This is a genomic window from Enterobacter cloacae complex sp. IR53041 (assembly GCF_049238285.1).
GTDB classification, from domain to species: Bacteria; Pseudomonadota; Gammaproteobacteria; order Enterobacterales; family Enterobacteriaceae; genus Enterobacter; species Enterobacter roggenkampii.
The window spans coordinates 82,965-98,039 of sequence record NZ_JBMKHB010000001.1 but is presented as its reverse complement, the minus strand read 5'-3'; the positions used below and the strand labels follow the sequence as shown (position 1 = coordinate 98,039).

Genomic DNA, 15,075 nt, shown 5'->3' with positions numbered 1-15,075 from the left:
GTCATGACAATTATTGAAACGGCAACCGCGCCACAGGCGCAGCAGCGGAGCGACCTTCTGCTGGACGTCAAAGATCTTCGCGTCACCTTTAAGACCCCGGACGGGGATGTGACCGCCGTGAACGATCTCAACTTCAACCTGCGCGCGGGTGAAACGCTCGGTATCGTGGGGGAATCTGGTTCCGGTAAATCCCAGACCGCCTTTGCGTTAATGGGCCTGCTGGCCGCTAACGGTGTGATTGGCGGTTCCGCGAAATTCAACGGTCGTGAAATCCTCAACCTGCCGGAGCAAGAGCTGAACAAGCTGCGCGCCGAGCAGATCTCGATGATTTTCCAGGATCCGATGACCTCGCTGAACCCGTACATGCGCGTCGGTGAGCAGCTGATGGAAGTGCTGATGCTGCATAAAGGTCTGGGCAAAGCCGAAGCCTTTGAAGAGTCGGTCAAAATGCTCGATGCGGTAAAAATGCCGGAAGCGCGCAAGCGTATGCGCATGTTCCCGCACGAGTTCTCTGGCGGTATGCGCCAGCGCGTGATGATTGCGATGGCGCTGCTGTGCCGGCCAAAGCTGCTGATTGCCGACGAACCGACCACCGCGCTGGACGTTACCGTTCAGGCGCAAATCATGACCCTCCTGAACGAGCTGAAGCGTGAGTTCAACACGGCGATTATCATGATCACCCACGACCTGGGCGTGGTGGCGGGCATCTGTGACAAAGTGCTGGTGATGTATGCCGGTCGTACCATGGAATACGGCAAAGCGCGTGACGTGTTCTATCAGCCAGCCCATCCTTACTCGATTGGCCTGCTGAACGCGGTGCCGCGTCTCGATGCGGAAGGGGAATCCCTGCTTACTATTCCGGGCAACCCGCCAAACCTGCTGCGCCTGCCGAAAGGCTGTCCGTTCCAGCCGCGCTGTCCGCACGCGATGGAAATCTGCAATAGCGCACCGCCGCTGGAAGAGTTTGCACCAGGCCGTCTGCGCGCCTGCTTTAAGCCGCAGGAGGAGCTGGTATGAACGCATTAGATGAAAAACGCAATGTCCTGCTCGAAATTGCTGACCTTAAAGTGCATTTCGACATCAAGGACGGCAAACAGTGGTTTTGGCAGCCGTCGAAGACCCTGAAAGCGGTGGACGGCGTCACGCTGCGCCTGTACGAAGGGGAAACCCTGGGCGTGGTGGGCGAGTCCGGCTGCGGTAAATCGACCTTTGCGCGCGCCATTATCGGTCTGGTAAAAGCCACCGACGGCAAAGTGGCCTGGCTGGGTAAAGATCTGCTGGGCATGAAGCCCGACGAGTGGCGCGACGTGCGCAGCGATATCCAGATGATTTTCCAGGATCCGCTGGCGTCATTAAACCCGCGTATGACCATCGGTGAGATTATTGCCGAGCCGCTGCGGACCTATCATCCGAAGATGTCTCGCCAGGAAGTGCGCGATCGCGTTAAGGCGATGATGCTGAAAGTTGGGCTGTTGCCTAACCTCATCAACCGCTATCCTCACGAGTTCTCCGGCGGTCAGTGTCAGCGTATTGGTATTGCGCGCGCCCTGATCCTCGAACCGAAGCTGATTATCTGTGATGAGCCGGTTTCCGCGCTCGACGTCTCTATTCAGGCGCAGGTGGTTAACCTGCTGCAGAAGCTGCAGCGCGAAATGGGGCTGTCGCTGATCTTCATCGCGCATGACCTGGCCGTGGTGAAACACATCTCTGACCGCGTGCTGGTAATGTATCTGGGGCACGCCGTGGAGCTGGGCACCTATGACGAGGTGTACCACAATCCACTGCACCCTTACACCAAAGCGCTGATGTCGGCAGTGCCGATCCCCGATCCCGATCTGGAAAAGAATAAGACCATCCAGCTTCTGGAAGGGGAATTGCCTTCACCGATTAACCCGCCGTCGGGCTGCGTCTTCCGCACGCGCTGCCCTATGGCCGGGCCGGAATGTGCGAAAACACGGCCGGTTCTGGAAGGCAGTTTCCGACATGCGGTTTCCTGCCTGAAAGTAGACCCGTTATAATCGCAAGGGCTGACATGATGTCAGCCCTTATTTTTTGCGAGGTCACTGTGTCGCGTTTATTCACGTCAGCCCGTCGGCGGCTTTATCATGTTTTATTCGATCCTGAAACGGTATCCGGACGGCGCTTCGAGGGTCTTTGTGGTTTATTTGCGCTCCTCAGCGTGGTTATCATCTTTATTGAATCGGGTGCCGGGACGCAATACCACCTGACGTTTGACGAATGGCATGTCTTTGTCTGGCTTGAGCTGGCGATTACCCTGGTGTTTACCGCTGAATATCTCCTCCGAGTGATTGCCTGGCCTAACCCGGCCCGATATGTTTTCAGCTTCTGGGGATTTATCGATTTAGCCACCATTCTGCCGCTCTACGTCATGTGGCTGTGGCCGGAAATCAGCCTGAGCTATGTCTTTGCCTGGCGAGCGATGCGCGTTATTCGCGTATTACGTATTCTGAAATTACTGCGCTTTATGCCCTCACTGCGCATATTCTGGAGCGCAATCGTCAGCGCCCGTCATCAGCTTATTCTGTTCTATTCGTTTATTGCGATTGTCATGATTGTTTTTGGCGCACTGATGTATCTGATTGAGGGGCCGAAATATGGCTTTACGACGCTCAATGCGTCCGTCTACTGGGCGATCGTGACCGTAACGACCGTGGGGTACGGGGATATCACGCCCCATACGCCGCTGGGGCGAATTGTGGCCTCAGTGCTGATTTTGATTGGCTATTCGGTCATTGCCATTCCGACCGGGCTGATTACCACGCACATGAGCAGCGCATTTCAGAGCCGCAAGCAGCAGCGCAAATGTCCGCGATGTCATCAGGGGGAACATGAACTCAACGCGCGTTTTTGTCACCGCTGCGGAAATCCGTTGCCGGAGTAAATAAAAAAGGCTGCAATCGCAGCCTTTTTTATTATTCGCGCCAGAGAATATGGCACAGCTTGTGGTCTTTCTCACGGCAGAGCAGGACGCGAGCGAAGATATCATTAATTTCGCCACCGTCTTCATCGGCCAGCCCGATCACCACTTCGGCGAAGAAGTCAGGGTTCAGGTCGAAATCCACATGCTCAGCCCAGTCTTCTGAAGGGTCGAACAGTTCGGCACCGCCGCGCTCTTCGAACTGCAGATTAAAGAGGATCACGTCTGCGGGATCGAGGTTATCAACCGCCAGTTCGAGAAAAATGTCATAGGCCTGCTCGAGCGTTTCGTCTTCGGTCAGGCGATTGTTCAGATCCATTTCCATGATGACTACCTGTTTAACATCGTTGGGCACGTTTTACAGCAACGGACTAAAGAAGTAAAACAGTCGTTCGGCAATTCTCTGCCACAGCGGACGTTTTACCCACAGTCTGGCATCCAGCAGGCGGGAGCGGGAGATATAATCATCCTGCACCGCCGCAAGATCGCCGCCAAAGCCGGCATCATCAATAACCAGCGTGATTTCAAAGTTGAGCCACAGGCTGCGCATATCCAGGTTCACCGTTCCCACCAGGCTTAACTCGCCGTCGACAAGCACGCTCTTGGTGTGGAGCAGTCCACCTTCGAACTGGTAGATCTTCACCCCTGCAGCCAGCAGTTCGCTAAAGAATGCCCGGCTGGCCCAGCCCACCAGAAGGGAGTCATTTTTGCGCGGCAAAATAATGCTCACATCCACGCCGCGCTGCGCCGCGGTACAGATCGCGTGCAGGAGGTCATCGCTGGGAACAAAGTAGGGCGTCGTCATGATCAGATATTCACGCGCCGAGTAGGTCGCCGTCAGCAGCGCCTGATGAATCAAATCCTCCGGGAAGCCCGGGCCGGAAGCAATGGTATGAATAGTGTGACCGCTGGCCTCTTCAAACGGCATAATATTGCCGTCCGGCGGTGGCGGCAGGATGCGTTTGCCGGTCTCTATCTCCCAGTCGCAGGAGTAGACGATGCCCATCGAGGTGGCAATCGGCCCCTCCATGCGCGCCATCAAATCCACCCACTGACCCACGCCCGAGTCCTGTTTAAAAAAGCGCGGGTCAACCATGTTCATGCTGCCGGTGTAGGCAATATAGTTATCGATCATGATCATTTTACGGTGCTGACGAAGGTCCATCCGGCGCAGAAACACGCGCAGGAGGTTAACCTTCAGCGCCTCGACCACTTCGATACCGGCATTGCGCATCATCCCTGCCCAGGGACTGCGGAAAAATGCCACGCTGCCCGCAGAGTCAAGCATCAGACGGCAGTGAATGCCGCGTCGCGCCGCGGCCATCAGAGATTCCGCGACCTGGTCAGCCATCCCGCCGGGCTGCCAGATATAGAAAACCATCTCGATATTATGACGCGCCAGCTGGATATCGCGGATTAACGCCTGCATAACGTCGTCGGACGAGGTCAGCAGCTGGAGCTGATTACCCTTAACGCCGCCAATCCCCTGACGGCGCTCGCACAGCTTAAACAGTGACGAGGCGACGCTGCTGTTCTCCTCGGCAAAGATATGCTTGCAGGCTTTAAGGTCGTTCAGCCACTTCGCGGTGGAGGGCCACATGGCGCGGGCCCGCTCGGCGCGGCGTTTACCGAGATGAAGCTCACCGAAAGAGAGATAGGCGATAATTCCCACCAGCGGCAGGATATAGATGATCAGAAGCCAGGCCATGGCAGAGGGTACGGCTCTGCGCTTCATCAGGATGCGTAACGTCACACCCGCGATTAACAGCCAGTATCCCAAAATGACCAGCCAACTCACCACGGTGTAGAAGGTTGTCATAGGTAAAAAAATCCTTTTGAAAGCGTATTGTTATGAGTGTACGCATCAGGATTCATCTGGCAAATAAAAACGCCAGGTAAAAGCGCTGGTTTGCAGCCGGGTTGGGTTTATAATGGCGTCTCTGTTTGAGAAAGAGTTGTAGACATGAAGCGCAGTAGAACAGAAGTAGGGCGCTGGCGCATGTTGCGACAGGTGAGTCGTCGCAAGGCTCGTTGGCTGGAAGCACAATCCCGCCGCAATATGCGTATTCACGCCATCAGAAAATGTGGAATGACCCGGCACCGCAACGCGTTGCTGTTCGCCGTCCAGGATATCTGAGTACCATGAGGGCACCGTAATGGTGCCCGCTGATTTTATAAGGTCTGATTTTTAGGAGTAGCGTGGTTGCAGCGCTATTCCTGTTGTGTTGAGCAAAAGGAGGGAGAAGAAGTGTTTGCGGAGTTTGGCGTACTGAATTTCTGGACGTATGTTGTTGGCGCGTTTTTTATCGTGCTGGTACCGGGGCCAAATACCCTGTTTGTGCTTAAAACGGGAATTGGACACGGCGTTAAAAAAGGGTACCTGGCCGCCACGGGTGTATTTATCGGCGATGCGGTGCTGATGTTTCTTGCCTGGGCGGGCGTCGCGGCATTAATCCAGACCACGCCGGTACTGTTTAATATCGTGCGTTATCTCGGCGCCTTCTACCTGCTGTGGCTGGGCGGCAAAATGCTCTGGTCGGTCATTACCCGCCAGAATCACGCTCAGGAAAGCGGCACAGAGCCTGCCAGCACGATCATGAAACGTTCGCTGGTGCTGAGCCTGACGAATCCAAAAGCGATTCTGTTCTACGTATCGTTCTTTGTTCAATTCATCGACGTGAATGCGCAGAACACCGGTACCTCTTTCCTTATCCTCGCGACGACGCTTGAGTTGATAAGCTTCATGTACATGAGCTTCCTGATCTTCTCCGGTGCGTTTGTCACGCGTTATCTCAAAACGAAAAAGAAACTGGCAAAGCTGGGGAACGGGCTGATAGGGCTGCTGTTTGTCGGGTTTGCGGCGAGGTTGGCGTCGCTGCATTGATGGTTTGAAAGGCTCCTGCGGGAGCCTTTTTAATGTCTGGCGTAACTGGAAAGCCGCGCCAGACAAGGTTTCACGTTTTACTACTAGCAGTCAAAAGCCATAAAAAGCGGCTAGGGTGTGGACACATTGTGGACACTCTGACCACCATTAGCACCCTTCAACGGGTTAAGCGAAATCGCGTCCTGCAGGTACTGAGGAGCGAAGTGCGCATAGACCATTGTCTGCGCAATTTTCGTATGACCTAAGATCCTCTGCAGTGTGATGATGTTGCCCCCGTTAATCATAAAGTGCGTCGCGAAAGAGTGTCGTAGCGCATGTGTTGCTTGTCCGGCCGGTAAATCGGGCTTAACCTCTTTGAGGGTTCGCCTGAAGTCAGCATAACTGGCCTCAGGAAACAGAAAACCTCTCGTTTTGCCGACTACGTAAGCCGCAACGTCATCAGAGATCGGGACCGTGCGCGGTGTGTTGGTTTTCGTCTTAACGAAAGACACCCGGTTATGAATCACATTCTCCGCCTTCAATCGCGCAGCTTCTCCCCATCTTGCTCCGGTACTCAAACACAAAACCGCAATTTTACGATTATCACCTGAGAGCGCAGCAAGTAAGGCGTCAATTTCCTCAAGAGTGAGATAGCCCGTTTCGGCTGTCTGCTCTTTCAGTTTTTTGAATCCCCTGAATGGATGCTCACCGTTATACAGTTCTGACTCAATCAGGGTTGTGAACATCCCACCTAGCGTGATCAGGTCGCGGTTGATGGTAGTTGGCTTAATACCTTCACCCCGACGTTGAGCACAATATTGCGTTATCAGGCTCTTGGTGATCTGGAAAGCGCACGGGTTTCCGGTCATCGTTTCGAAACGCTCAATTTTCCTGAGATACGATTGACCGTGCTCCTCATGTTTACCTTTCAGCTTCCACCATAACTCTTTCAGTTCCGACAATTGGCGTTTGTCCGTTGGTTTTGAAAGCCATTCCTTTGAGTGATGGTTATATTGAGTATGCTTTTCAAAAGCCATCGCCTCGCTTTTCTTGTCGAACTTCCGACGGATGCGTTTTCCGTTACGCCCGGTCGGTCTAATGTCCACTTCATATCGACCATCATCGAGCTTTTTAACAGACATAAAGCCTCCCGATGATGTTACTGCGTACTTCAATTTCCTGATTTAAATAGCAAAAACTCACTGTGCATTTACTGCACAAATAAGCGCCATAAATTGTTAGCCAGTTTTCTGGTCTGAGTGGGATGACGTTGTTGTCTGCTGCCCAAAGTGCGCGAGAGCCGGTGCAATCTGCCCAGCTTCAGGTGATATCGTCTCTGTCATGAACCACATAGTGTATTTTTTGAACTGAGGATGATTCAAAATCTTCATCACCGCCTGTATGCCCATATCTTTTACACCCTTCTCGTAACTCGAAAGAGAGCTGTATGGGACGCCTGTTAAGTCACTGAATTCTTTCCTATTCATACGTTCTGACTCACGCATGATCGCTAGCTTTTCATTTACGGGTATCATCGTAATTAACACTCCACTATTGATAGAAAAACGATAACGGAGTAATCTTCTATTCGTTATCGCAAACCAATGGCTCCAATATGGCAATTAATAGCCATTAGGAGCAATTAAAACACTAACGAGGAATACTCACAAATGAATAGGGTCATTGATAGTGTGAGCGACGCCGTTCCATACCAGGAATTCGCGCGCCTTATTGGTAAAACACCTGCAGCGGTTAAAGGCATGATTGAAAAGGGCAAGCTGCCTGTAGTCGAGATGACTGATCCACAGTCAACGAGTGGGCGCGCAGGGGAATATTGGGTCTACCTGCCAGCATGGAACAAAGGAATGAAGATGGCTTATGACAGCCGCCCTAAAGAGATTCGCGATGGTTGGTTGATGTGGCTCGGCTTAGGGCAACCTTCACGGTAATTAGATTCACCTATTTCATTCAAATTCAATCGAGAAATTGCATGTCAAAACCAATAAAACATGGCTGCATTCGTCATATCACTAATGGTATGCGGGTGCTGATCGACTTAAAAAGCGTGGCCGCTATCCGTGAGCGCACTGAAACAGCCGACAAAGTTGAGGTGCATCTTACGTCGGGAGAAGTTTTTGAACTTGATGTTGCCTATGAGGAGATTGCAGGTCTGTATCTAGAATTTTTAGCAAAAGAACGTGGGGTTATGGCAAACCCCACCAGTATTTGAGCTTAGTTGATATCTAAAAAGCTTTTATGCGTGACAGGCATTTTAGATTGAACTGCCTCTCTCAACTGGATTGACAGTTTGTTGATTTCCTCAGCCTTCTCACGATTAGAGATCGCATCAGAGGAAGAATTAACCAATGCAATGGCTGATTTTAGAGTGGCAATTAATTCATCATTTTGTTGATTAGTCATGAAATACCTCATGTGATTGGCTTGTTTTTGGCGATTCGATCCTATCACAAGGCCATGTGTCGGGCATGGTTAAAACCCGACTCCCTAAGGAGAATTTATGAAAGAGCCTCGCTGTATTGCACAGTTGCTTCGAAGAGAAAGCCCTAATCCGATCAACTTCACCATCACTCACGGTCGCGGCCGCAAGGGCATAATCATCCGAACCCGTAAGCCGGGCGTTATCGAGAAGGTTCGCCGTCTGGTCAAAAAGAGAGGACTGTGGTTATGACGGTAATGACACTGGACGTGATCCAGAAACAACCAACAGCGCTTCGCGGTCTGGTCTGCAAGTATCTGGCTCAGCCTCGCTGGCAGGACACTTGCGATTTTTACAATCAGATGATGGAGCGGGAGCGTCTTACGGTTTGTTTCCACGCTCAATTAAAACAGCGTCACTCTGTCATGCGCTTAGAGGAAATGACCGAAGCCGATCGTGAGCGTCTTGTTTGCGCGCTTGATGAATTGAGAAATGCATTCGCCCGGCGCCGCCAACTTGGCGTGTCGAAAGCAACTTTCATCAGCCGCCTGACCGTTAGCCAAAGGCGATCACTGTTTCTTCATGCGGGACTGACAGAGCAGGAATTTATGATGCCGCACTGGCGTTTGAATGAAGAGGGCTGTTATTGGCGCGACAAACTTTTCCGCGCGCTGCGAGAGCTGTTTAGCCTTTTTGAGTACGCACCAACCATTTTAACCTCGGTAAAACCTGAGCAGTATTTACATTAATTAATCTGGATTCGATTTATTACGCGCCTTACAGCGTGGGGACTCCTTTTGTCAGGAGATAGGCAAATGCAAAAGCAAAATATAGCGCAGCGGGGGATGTATTCGGCACTTCTGGCGCAGGCAGTAAGCGAGGCACAGCGCGACGCGGCGACCCGTTTCTCTTCTCAGTTTGACGGGCTTATCGCGCACATCAGTAAGTCAGAACTTAATCGCACCGAGATTATCGAGTTATTAGGTCAGGAGTCGGAAAAGTTACACAACTCAATTTTCGGTAGAGCTGGCTAACCACTGTTAACAGGAAGCAAAAAATGAGTATACACATCGAGATTAATAACCAATACGTCATCACCAGTGACCGCTATCAATTCATTTTGCAGGAAAAAAAGACCTCTACATCCGGGAAGAATGAAGGTAAGGAATGGCTGGACGTTGTGGGTTACTACCCAACTATCCCTAAGCTTATCTCAGGCTTGGTATTGCATGATCTTTTTACCAGCGATCTTACTGGCTTCTCAGCTCTGGAAGCTCGGATTGAACGCATGGGGAAGCAATGTCTGGACGCTTTTAAATAATATGTCCAACGAACCTCGGGGGCGTGTTGCCCCCACGCCACCACCACCATTTTTGAAGGGCACCAGTGATTCATTCGTTGGTGCTTATACCTGGAATAACGTCACCAAAGAGGCCATTGGCCGCGACAGACCCCTTACACGTGCCGAACTCCGTCAGGTGCAAGGTGTTTTAAACCGGATTGACCGTCTGCCGTTTTTCCTGCAAACGCTGTTTACATCGCGTTATAACTTCATCCGTCGTAAAAAGAGCCCTTTAGGTGGGCTGTATTTCCTTAAAAACACGTTTGAACGCAAGCTGCTGCCACGTCTTGAGCGTGTTAATGAGCTGTGCGGGATGAATGAGTCCGCCTCGATTGGTTTTCTGTCTGCGCGGGATGAATATGCGCGCCTGCCGGATATGAACGACAAAGAGCTCAGGAAATTTGCCGCCAGAATAGCCTCTCAGCTCTGGAGCCGGTATGAAGAGTTAAGTGACGCATGGGCGCACGCTCACGGCGGAAAAGAAACCCTTTTCACTGATGAGGCGCAGGCGCATTTATACGGGAAAGTTGCCGCGGTCGCGCGCGCTTTCAACCTCACCCCGATGTACTGGAAAAAATACCGTAAGGGTCAGATGACGATCCGCATGGCATTTTCCGCTATTTCACGACTGATAAAAGACGAGTGGTGGGTTAACCAGCTCAAGGCGCAGCGTATGCGCTGGCGCGAGGCGCTGCTTATTGCTGCCGGTGAGGTCAACAAAGACCGTTCACCCTACGCCAGCAAAATGGCGATCCGCGATGTTCACTCGCGCCGCCTGGCTAATCTCGAATATCTGAAATCCTGCGAGCTCGAAAACAAAGTCACCGGCGAGCGTATCGACCTGATCAGCAAGGTCATGGGGAGTATTTCAAATCCTGAGATACGCCGCATGGAGCTGATGAACACCATCGCCGGGATTGAGCGCTACGCGGCCAGCGCTGGTGACGTGGGTATGTTTATCACCCTGACCACACCCTCGAAATATCATCCGACCCGACAGGTTGGCAAAGGCGAAAGCAAAACGGTGCAGCTCAATCACGGCTGGAACGAAAACGCATTCACACCCAAAGACGGCCAGCGCTATCTCTGCCGAATCTGGAGCTTGATGCGTACCGCGTTCAAAGATAACGATTTAGAGGTGTACGGGATGCGCGTTGTCGAACCGCACCACGACGGTACGCCTCACTGGCACATGATGCTGTTTTGCAAACCCGGTCAGCGTAAAGCCATTAACGAAATTATGCGTCGTTATGCCCTCAAAGAGGACGGACACGAGAAGGGAGCGGCAAAACAGCGCTTTGAGTCACGTCATCTTAATCAGGGCGGCGCAGCGGGTTATATCGCTAAATACATTGCCAAAAATATCGACGGCTACGCGCTCGACGGCCAGCTCGACCACGACACCGGCAAGCCCCTGAAAGATACGGCCGCAGCCGTCAACGCATGGGCGTCGACATGGCGTATACCGCAGTTTAAACCGATTGGTCTCCCGACAATGGGTGCTTACCGCGAACTGCGCAAGCTGCCGCGTGGCGTAAGTATCGCCAGCGAGTTTGACGACAGGGTCGAGGCTGCGCGAGCCGCTGCAGATGAGGGTGATTTTGAGCGGTACATCATCGCGCAGGGTGGGGCAAACATGCCGCGTGATGCTCAGGCCGTAAGGGTTGCCCGTCAGGTGACGGATGAGGTTAACGGGTACGAGGAAGATATTGAGAGGGTGGTCGGTATTTATGCCCCTCACCTCGGGGCTCACCGTATACATGTAACCCGTACAGCCGAATGGCGAATCGTTCCAAAGGTTTTGGCCGTTGAGCCTTTGACCTTAAAAAGCGGCTCTGCCGCGCCTCGGAGTCCTGTCAATAACTGTGGAAAGCTCACTGGCGGTGGCAATCCAGTTATGACCCCCACACCGTCTGAGCAAGCCGCAGCGGTGTTAAATCTGATTGAGAGCGGGGTTATTGCATGGGATGACCCCGAAGTCGTGACCGTGCTCAGAAGAGCATTAAAATATGATGTTGAGCTACAGAATCGACAACAAAGAGATAGAGAACCGCTAAAATCGCAGGCAATTGCACCGTCAGGCAGGCTCACAAGATATGAACGCATGCTAATAACTCGCATTCGCGTTGACCTTGCACAACATGGCATCAAGCCAAAACGATGGGAACTTGAAGCATTGTCTCGAGGAGCAGTTGTGATATATGAAGAGCTAAAATTAGCCTATCCAGTTAATGATTGTTAACTTGAATTTTCAGTCCATGATTAGATTTATCCCGACAAAAAAAGATTTTTGTCGGGATATGAGGATGTTATCTTAAATCCATTTTATGAAATCTTCCATTTCATGATAGTTTTTGATCGTGTTTCTTACATCTTGGCTATCATCACTTAAGCACTCTAAAAGACTATCCCACTCTGTTTGTTTTTTGCCAAATCCATATACTTGCTCGATATCACCTAACCTCCAAATGTAAACTCCCTCATTCTTTAATTTCTGATGGATATTGTGGATGTGTTGGAGGATATCATCGTGATTGCATAGTTTGATAAAGTCTTTGCTCGAGCTTCCCTTAAGTGAGTCAATTGACGTTATAGGAGTATTTAGTGTTAAAGAACCATTGTTTATCGACTGATCAATGGCAGTAAGCAGATCATCACACTCGGATTTAAGAGACTCTGTGTGTGTGGTCGTCAAGAGAATAGACAGAAAATCACAATCAGCTAAGATTCTTGTTTTAATGCCAATTGAATTGATAACATTTGCCATTTTTAAAAGGCTTCCTTTTCCATCAACTGCAACAATACATGTTTTAGTTGGATTTAGTTCGGTGCCTTTGATTTTTTTGTATAATGCATATAAGACATTGGTTTCAGTTTTTCCTTCAACCAATAACACTTCCTCTGAAAATAAGAAATATGATGAGTTAGATAAACTGAACGCTGAGTGTAATTGTGGTGATGACTCTTTGTATAGCTCTTCAATTTTTTCAGAGATAGTTTTTCTCGCAATTGTACCATTAGAGTCTTTGTATACTTGTATTGCATTCGATGCATGCTTTGCAGAGAGCATACTTGCGGAATGTGTTGATATGATAACTTGATAGCCATTTTCGCTTAATGTAATCAGCGACTCTCTGACCGAATTAATAGCTGACGGATGTAAGTATAGCTCTGGTTCATCGATAAATATTAATGTGTTTGATTTTTTAGTATCCTCGCTGTTTTTTTTAATCTCTGCCAGATATTGGATTAGAGCCATTTGAATAGAGCGCTGGGTTCCATGTCCGAAACGGCTTATGTCACGCATCACAGAACTATCTTCACGTGATTCAAAAACTTTCAAAGTGCCAGATTTGAATATGTCATCAAGAGTAGGGGTGGGGAAATGAATTTTTACACTTACATCTGGGAAAAACTGATTTACCTTTTCATTAACTCCTGTGTCAATCTTGTTTAATCCATCTAAGCGGCTTTCTCCATCGTGGGAGAGATACTTACCTATTTCCGAAATGTTTTGAGAGAACTTCTTCTCATGCTCTTTCTTTATTCCTGAAACTATTGCTAATAATATTTTTCCTATGGTGGTTGAGGTTTTGTATTTTGTTGCATCTTCAACGGCATCAGACATTGCAGGTATGTGTATTGGTTCAGGGAATATATTGGATATTGCACCATCAATACCTCCAGGGTTTTTCTTCCAATTTGCACCATCAAATACATCAAGCGTTTTCTTTATTTTTCCTTTATCTGCATCAAATTCTTGCGTTCTTGAGAATGTTAAAGTTTCATGGATTATAAAGGGGGCGATCTTCTGTTGATTTTCTTCAGATAGTAGAGTCAATGTATCTTCTGTTATACCTTCGATGACCCCCGTAACTGATACAGGTTGTTGAGGGTCATACATATCATCCTCAGAAATGGTAGCGCCATCCAAGAGCCATTTAATTGCTAGAATAATATTTGATTTACCTGCGTTATTATATCCAACTAGTGCAGTAAAAGGTCTTAGGATAGCTGTTGTTGATTTGCAGGATCTAAAATTGTTGATGGATACTGATTTAAGGCGAACAGTCATTTTTATTTCCTTTTGTTTTATATCCAGAGTGAAAATGGTGTGGCAGTGAGTTTTCTTATTTATGTGTTTTTTACAACTTTGAATGTTTGCATGCAAGGGTGCATGAATTTGCATCCAAGAAAAGTGTGATCTGATCTCAACATTTGCCATTATTGATATGCTTTTGGCGATACATGCAACTGCATTAAAACCGACTCATTAAGTGTGCAGGCGAGGCGGGGATAGCACTGCGCGCCAGACGTGCTGACAGCGTTTATTTTGCGCGTCTGTGCGCGTCGTGGTAACGCGCTGTGCTTTCGGTTGGGTGACGAGGTGAGCAAGGGATTACGGGGCGTGTGAGGCGTATGGTGCGCTCTGTGTAAGTGCCGCCCGGAGGCGGCATTTTGGGCGGGTTTAGTCGGTCTCTATGCTGTAATCCTTAAAGCGGATCACCTCCATTCCTAACCAATCGTTAATCTCTTTGAAACGCTCCTGCAGCGGCGTCAGCTCGTTGCGCACAAACACCCGCGCCACCTTCTCGATATCGCCCATTGAGCCGATATTTTCAGGCTTGCCGCCCATGAGCTGGAACGGCACGCGGTGCGCGTCGAGCAGGTCAGCGGCGCTCACCTTCTTGATGTTAAAAAAATCATCTTTCGTGGAGACTTCACTCAACGGCACGATCTTAATGCCATCCGGTTTCCCGTTAGGGGCGTAGAAAAACAGGTTTTTAAAATTCCCAAGCCCTTTCGAGTCGCGCATCGCGGAGCGCAGCGCCTCAACGTCGGTGCTGCTTTGCGCCGCGTCGGTCACGTACATGATGTAACCCGCGTGCGCGCCGTTCTGGTAATACTTGCGACGAAACAGCGTGGCGGATTCATTCAGCCAGGCGGAATTAAGTGCGCTCAGGTATTCCGGCATCCCGTAAAGTTCCTGATTGATATCGGGCTCAAGCAGATGAAACACCGAACCGGGGGCGAACTGGTGCGGGTGCGTATAGTCAGACACGTACCAGTAAACGCCATCCTCGACACCGCGGCGGGTGTATTTGGCCGGGGAGGTTTCCAGTTTAAAGAGCTGGCCGGTCACGCTCAGGCGCTTTTCGAGATAGCCGTTTGCAAAGACCAGATAATCAAGCACAAGGCGGCTGAAGTCCTGACGGGATAGCAACGGGTGCGGGATAAAGGTGCTGGTCAGAATGTTGCGCTTGACGTAAATCGGGGAGCTGTGATGCACGGCTGCGCGCAGGCTTTTTGCCAGCCCCGAGAAGTTGACCGGCGGCTCGTACCATTTGCCGTTATTGATGCACTCGACATAGTCGAGGATGTCGCGGCGATCCAGAACGGGTGACGGCTCGCCAAAGGTGAATGCCTCCATTTTTTGCGGCGCGCTGGCGGTCATGCTGGTCTGTTTTGGCTGTTTATTTTGGCATTTTTTCATC

At 50.3% G+C, this 15,075-nt stretch carries 19 protein-coding genes; 12 read left to right on the top strand and 7 right to left on the bottom strand.

Annotated features, from left to right (window positions below; all coding sequences use genetic code 11):
* The first annotated feature begins 3 nt into the window (after positions 1–3).
* From ACOTXF_RS00545 to ACOTXF_RS00535, 3 genes are read left to right on the top strand one after another with little or no spacing between them, the layout of a single operon-like run.
* Positions 4–1,017, top strand: coding sequence for an ABC transporter ATP-binding protein (locus ACOTXF_RS00545; RefSeq protein ID WP_008502788.1), 1,014 nt, complete (start codon positions 4–6; stop codon positions 1,015–1,017).
* A complete protein-coding gene (oppF, locus tag ACOTXF_RS00540) occupies positions 1,014–2,018 on the top strand; it encodes a murein tripeptide/oligopeptide ABC transporter ATP-binding protein OppF (protein WP_008502789.1) in 1,005 nt (334 codons plus the stop codon). The genes ACOTXF_RS00545 and oppF overlap by 4 nt, the downstream gene beginning before the upstream one ends.
* A 14-nt stretch (positions 2,019–2,032) precedes the next feature.
* The gene (locus ACOTXF_RS00535) at positions 2,033–2,902 is read left to right on the top strand and encodes an ion transporter (protein ID WP_031274926.1); all 870 of its coding nucleotides are present in this window, start codon (positions 2,033–2,035) and stop codon (positions 2,900–2,902) included.
* 31 nt (positions 2,903–2,933) lie between these two features.
* Here ACOTXF_RS00535 and ACOTXF_RS00530 read toward each other — a convergent pair whose 3' ends face one another.
* Both ACOTXF_RS00530 and cls read right to left on the bottom strand, forming a co-directional pair.
* Positions 2,934–3,263, bottom strand: coding sequence for an HI1450 family dsDNA-mimic protein (locus ACOTXF_RS00530; RefSeq protein WP_006810881.1), 330 nt, complete (start codon positions 3,261–3,263; stop codon positions 2,934–2,936).
* A gap of 33 nt (positions 3,264–3,296) precedes the next feature.
* Positions 3,297–4,757, bottom strand: coding sequence for a cardiolipin synthase (gene cls / locus ACOTXF_RS00525; protein WP_008502791.1), 1,461 nt, complete (start codon positions 4,755–4,757; stop codon positions 3,297–3,299).
* A gap of 144 nt (positions 4,758–4,901) precedes the next feature.
* Between cls and ACOTXF_RS00520 the strand changes: the two genes are divergently transcribed.
* Positions 4,902–5,075, top strand: a complete 174-nt coding sequence (locus ACOTXF_RS00520) for a YciY family protein (RefSeq protein ID WP_021240326.1) — start codon at positions 4,902–4,904, stop codon at positions 5,073–5,075.
* Between the two features lie 111 nt (positions 5,076–5,186).
* Positions 5,187–5,822, top strand: coding sequence for a leucine efflux protein LeuE (gene leuE / locus ACOTXF_RS00515; RefSeq protein ID WP_008502792.1), 636 nt, complete (start codon positions 5,187–5,189; stop codon positions 5,820–5,822).
* Positions 5,823–5,932: 110 nt separating this feature from the next.
* Here the strand turns inward: leuE and ACOTXF_RS00510 are convergent, their stop codons facing one another.
* Together ACOTXF_RS00510 and ACOTXF_RS00505 are read right to left on the bottom strand one after the other, a co-directional pair.
* Positions 5,933–6,943, bottom strand: a complete 1,011-nt coding sequence (locus ACOTXF_RS00510; protein WP_032666330.1) for a phage integrase — start codon at positions 6,941–6,943, stop codon at positions 5,933–5,935.
* A gap of 96 nt (positions 6,944–7,039) precedes the next feature.
* The gene (locus ACOTXF_RS00505; RefSeq protein WP_032658822.1) at positions 7,040–7,336 is read right to left on the bottom strand and encodes a helix-turn-helix domain-containing protein; all 297 of its coding nucleotides are present in this window, start codon (positions 7,334–7,336) and stop codon (positions 7,040–7,042) included.
* 135 nt (positions 7,337–7,471) lie between these two features.
* On the opposite strand from ACOTXF_RS00505, the gene ACOTXF_RS00500 reads away from it, so the two are divergent.
* Complete coding sequence (locus tag ACOTXF_RS00500) at positions 7,472–7,750, top strand: regulatory phage cox family protein (protein WP_104440014.1); 279 nt, start codon at positions 7,472–7,474, stop codon at positions 7,748–7,750.
* A 41-nt stretch (positions 7,751–7,791) separates the two neighbouring features.
* Positions 7,792–8,031, top strand: coding sequence for a hypothetical protein (locus ACOTXF_RS00495; RefSeq protein ID WP_000042568.1), 240 nt, complete (start codon positions 7,792–7,794; stop codon positions 8,029–8,031).
* Positions 8,032–8,033: 2 nt separating this feature from the next.
* Here the strand turns inward: ACOTXF_RS00495 and ACOTXF_RS00490 are convergent, their stop codons facing one another.
* Entirely contained in the window at positions 8,034–8,222 is a 189-nt protein-coding gene (locus ACOTXF_RS00490) for a hypothetical protein (protein ID WP_000184654.1), read from the bottom strand.
* A gap of 97 nt (positions 8,223–8,319) precedes the next feature.
* Here ACOTXF_RS00490 and ACOTXF_RS00485 point away from each other — a divergent pair, with 97 nt between their 5' ends.
* From ACOTXF_RS00485 to ACOTXF_RS00465, 5 genes are all read left to right on the top strand, one after another.
* Positions 8,320–8,490 carry a hypothetical protein gene (locus tag ACOTXF_RS00485; RefSeq protein ID WP_000662667.1) on the top strand — a complete coding sequence of 57 codons (171 nt, stop codon included), beginning with the start codon at positions 8,320–8,322 and terminating at the stop codon, positions 8,488–8,490.
* The gene (locus ACOTXF_RS00480) at positions 8,487–8,987 is read left to right on the top strand and encodes a replication protein B (protein ID WP_421635241.1); all 501 of its coding nucleotides are present in this window, start codon (positions 8,487–8,489) and stop codon (positions 8,985–8,987) included. The genes ACOTXF_RS00485 and ACOTXF_RS00480 overlap by 4 nt, the downstream gene beginning before the upstream one ends.
* A gap of 66 nt (positions 8,988–9,053) precedes the next feature.
* Complete coding sequence (locus tag ACOTXF_RS00475; protein WP_252076591.1) at positions 9,054–9,272, top strand: DUF2732 family protein; 219 nt, start codon at positions 9,054–9,056, stop codon at positions 9,270–9,272.
* Positions 9,273–9,295: 23 nt separating this feature from the next.
* A complete protein-coding gene (locus ACOTXF_RS00470) occupies positions 9,296–9,559 on the top strand; it encodes a DUF5405 family protein (RefSeq protein WP_252076592.1) in 264 nt (87 codons plus the stop codon).
* A gap of 1 nt (position 9,560) precedes the next feature.
* Positions 9,561–11,822, top strand: a complete 2,262-nt coding sequence (locus ACOTXF_RS00465; protein WP_421635240.1) for a replication endonuclease — start codon at positions 9,561–9,563, stop codon at positions 11,820–11,822.
* Between the two features lie 72 nt (positions 11,823–11,894).
* Here the strand turns inward: ACOTXF_RS00465 and ACOTXF_RS00460 are convergent, their stop codons facing one another.
* A complete protein-coding gene (locus ACOTXF_RS00460; protein WP_421635239.1) occupies positions 11,895–13,655 on the bottom strand; it encodes an ATP-dependent nuclease in 1,761 nt (586 codons plus the stop codon).
* 393 nt (positions 13,656–14,048) lie between these two features.
* A complete protein-coding gene (locus ACOTXF_RS00455) occupies positions 14,049–15,074 on the bottom strand; it encodes a phage portal protein (RefSeq protein ID WP_421635238.1) in 1,026 nt (341 codons plus the stop codon).
* Position 15,075 lies beyond the last annotated feature (1 nt).

Excerpts from the sequence above, each read along its gene's own strand:
- ACOTXF_RS00520 (WP_021240326.1), top strand. The coding sequence starts at position 4,902 with ATGAAGCGCAGTAGAACAGAAGTAGGGCGCTGGCGCATGTTGCGACAG.
- ACOTXF_RS00475 (WP_252076591.1), top strand. The coding sequence starts at position 9,054 with ATGCAAAAGCAAAATATAGCGCAGCGGGGGATGTATTCGGCACTTCTG.
- ACOTXF_RS00545 (WP_008502788.1), top strand. The coding sequence starts at position 4 with ATGACAATTATTGAAACGGCAACCGCGCCACAGGCGCAGCAGCGGAGC.
- ACOTXF_RS00465 (WP_421635240.1), top strand. The coding sequence starts at position 9,561 with ATGTCCAACGAACCTCGGGGGCGTGTTGCCCCCACGCCACCACCACCA.
- ACOTXF_RS00480 (WP_421635241.1), top strand. The coding sequence starts at position 8,487 with ATGACGGTAATGACACTGGACGTGATCCAGAAACAACCAACAGCGCTT.
- ACOTXF_RS00500 (WP_104440014.1), top strand. The coding sequence starts at position 7,472 with ATGAATAGGGTCATTGATAGTGTGAGCGACGCCGTTCCATACCAGGAA.
- ACOTXF_RS00485 (WP_000662667.1), top strand. The coding sequence starts at position 8,320 with ATGAAAGAGCCTCGCTGTATTGCACAGTTGCTTCGAAGAGAAAGCCCT.
- ACOTXF_RS00535 (WP_031274926.1), top strand. The coding sequence starts at position 2,033 with ATGATGTCAGCCCTTATTTTTTGCGAGGTCACTGTGTCGCGTTTATTC.
- ACOTXF_RS00495 (WP_000042568.1), top strand. The coding sequence starts at position 7,792 with ATGTCAAAACCAATAAAACATGGCTGCATTCGTCATATCACTAATGGT.
- oppF (WP_008502789.1), top strand. The coding sequence starts at position 1,014 with ATGAACGCATTAGATGAAAAACGCAATGTCCTGCTCGAAATTGCTGAC.
- ACOTXF_RS00490 (WP_000184654.1), bottom strand. The coding sequence starts at position 8,222 with ATGACTAATCAACAAAATGATGAATTAATTGCCACTCTAAAATCAGCC.
- ACOTXF_RS00510 (WP_032666330.1), bottom strand. The coding sequence starts at position 6,943 with ATGTCTGTTAAAAAGCTCGATGATGGTCGATATGAAGTGGACATTAGA.
- ACOTXF_RS00460 (WP_421635239.1), bottom strand. The coding sequence starts at position 13,655 with ATGACTGTTCGCCTTAAATCAGTATCCATCAACAATTTTAGATCCTGC.
- cls (WP_008502791.1), bottom strand. The coding sequence starts at position 4,757 with ATGACAACCTTCTACACCGTGGTGAGTTGGCTGGTCATTTTGGGATAC.
- ACOTXF_RS00530 (WP_006810881.1), bottom strand. The coding sequence starts at position 3,263 with ATGGAAATGGATCTGAACAATCGCCTGACCGAAGACGAAACGCTCGAG.
- ACOTXF_RS00455 (WP_421635238.1), bottom strand. The coding sequence starts at position 15,074 with ATGAAAAAATGCCAAAATAAACAGCCAAAACAGACCAGCATGACCGCC.
- ACOTXF_RS00505 (WP_032658822.1), bottom strand. The coding sequence starts at position 7,336 with ATGATACCCGTAAATGAAAAGCTAGCGATCATGCGTGAGTCAGAACGT.
- ACOTXF_RS00470 (WP_252076592.1), top strand. The coding sequence starts at position 9,296 with ATGAGTATACACATCGAGATTAATAACCAATACGTCATCACCAGTGAC.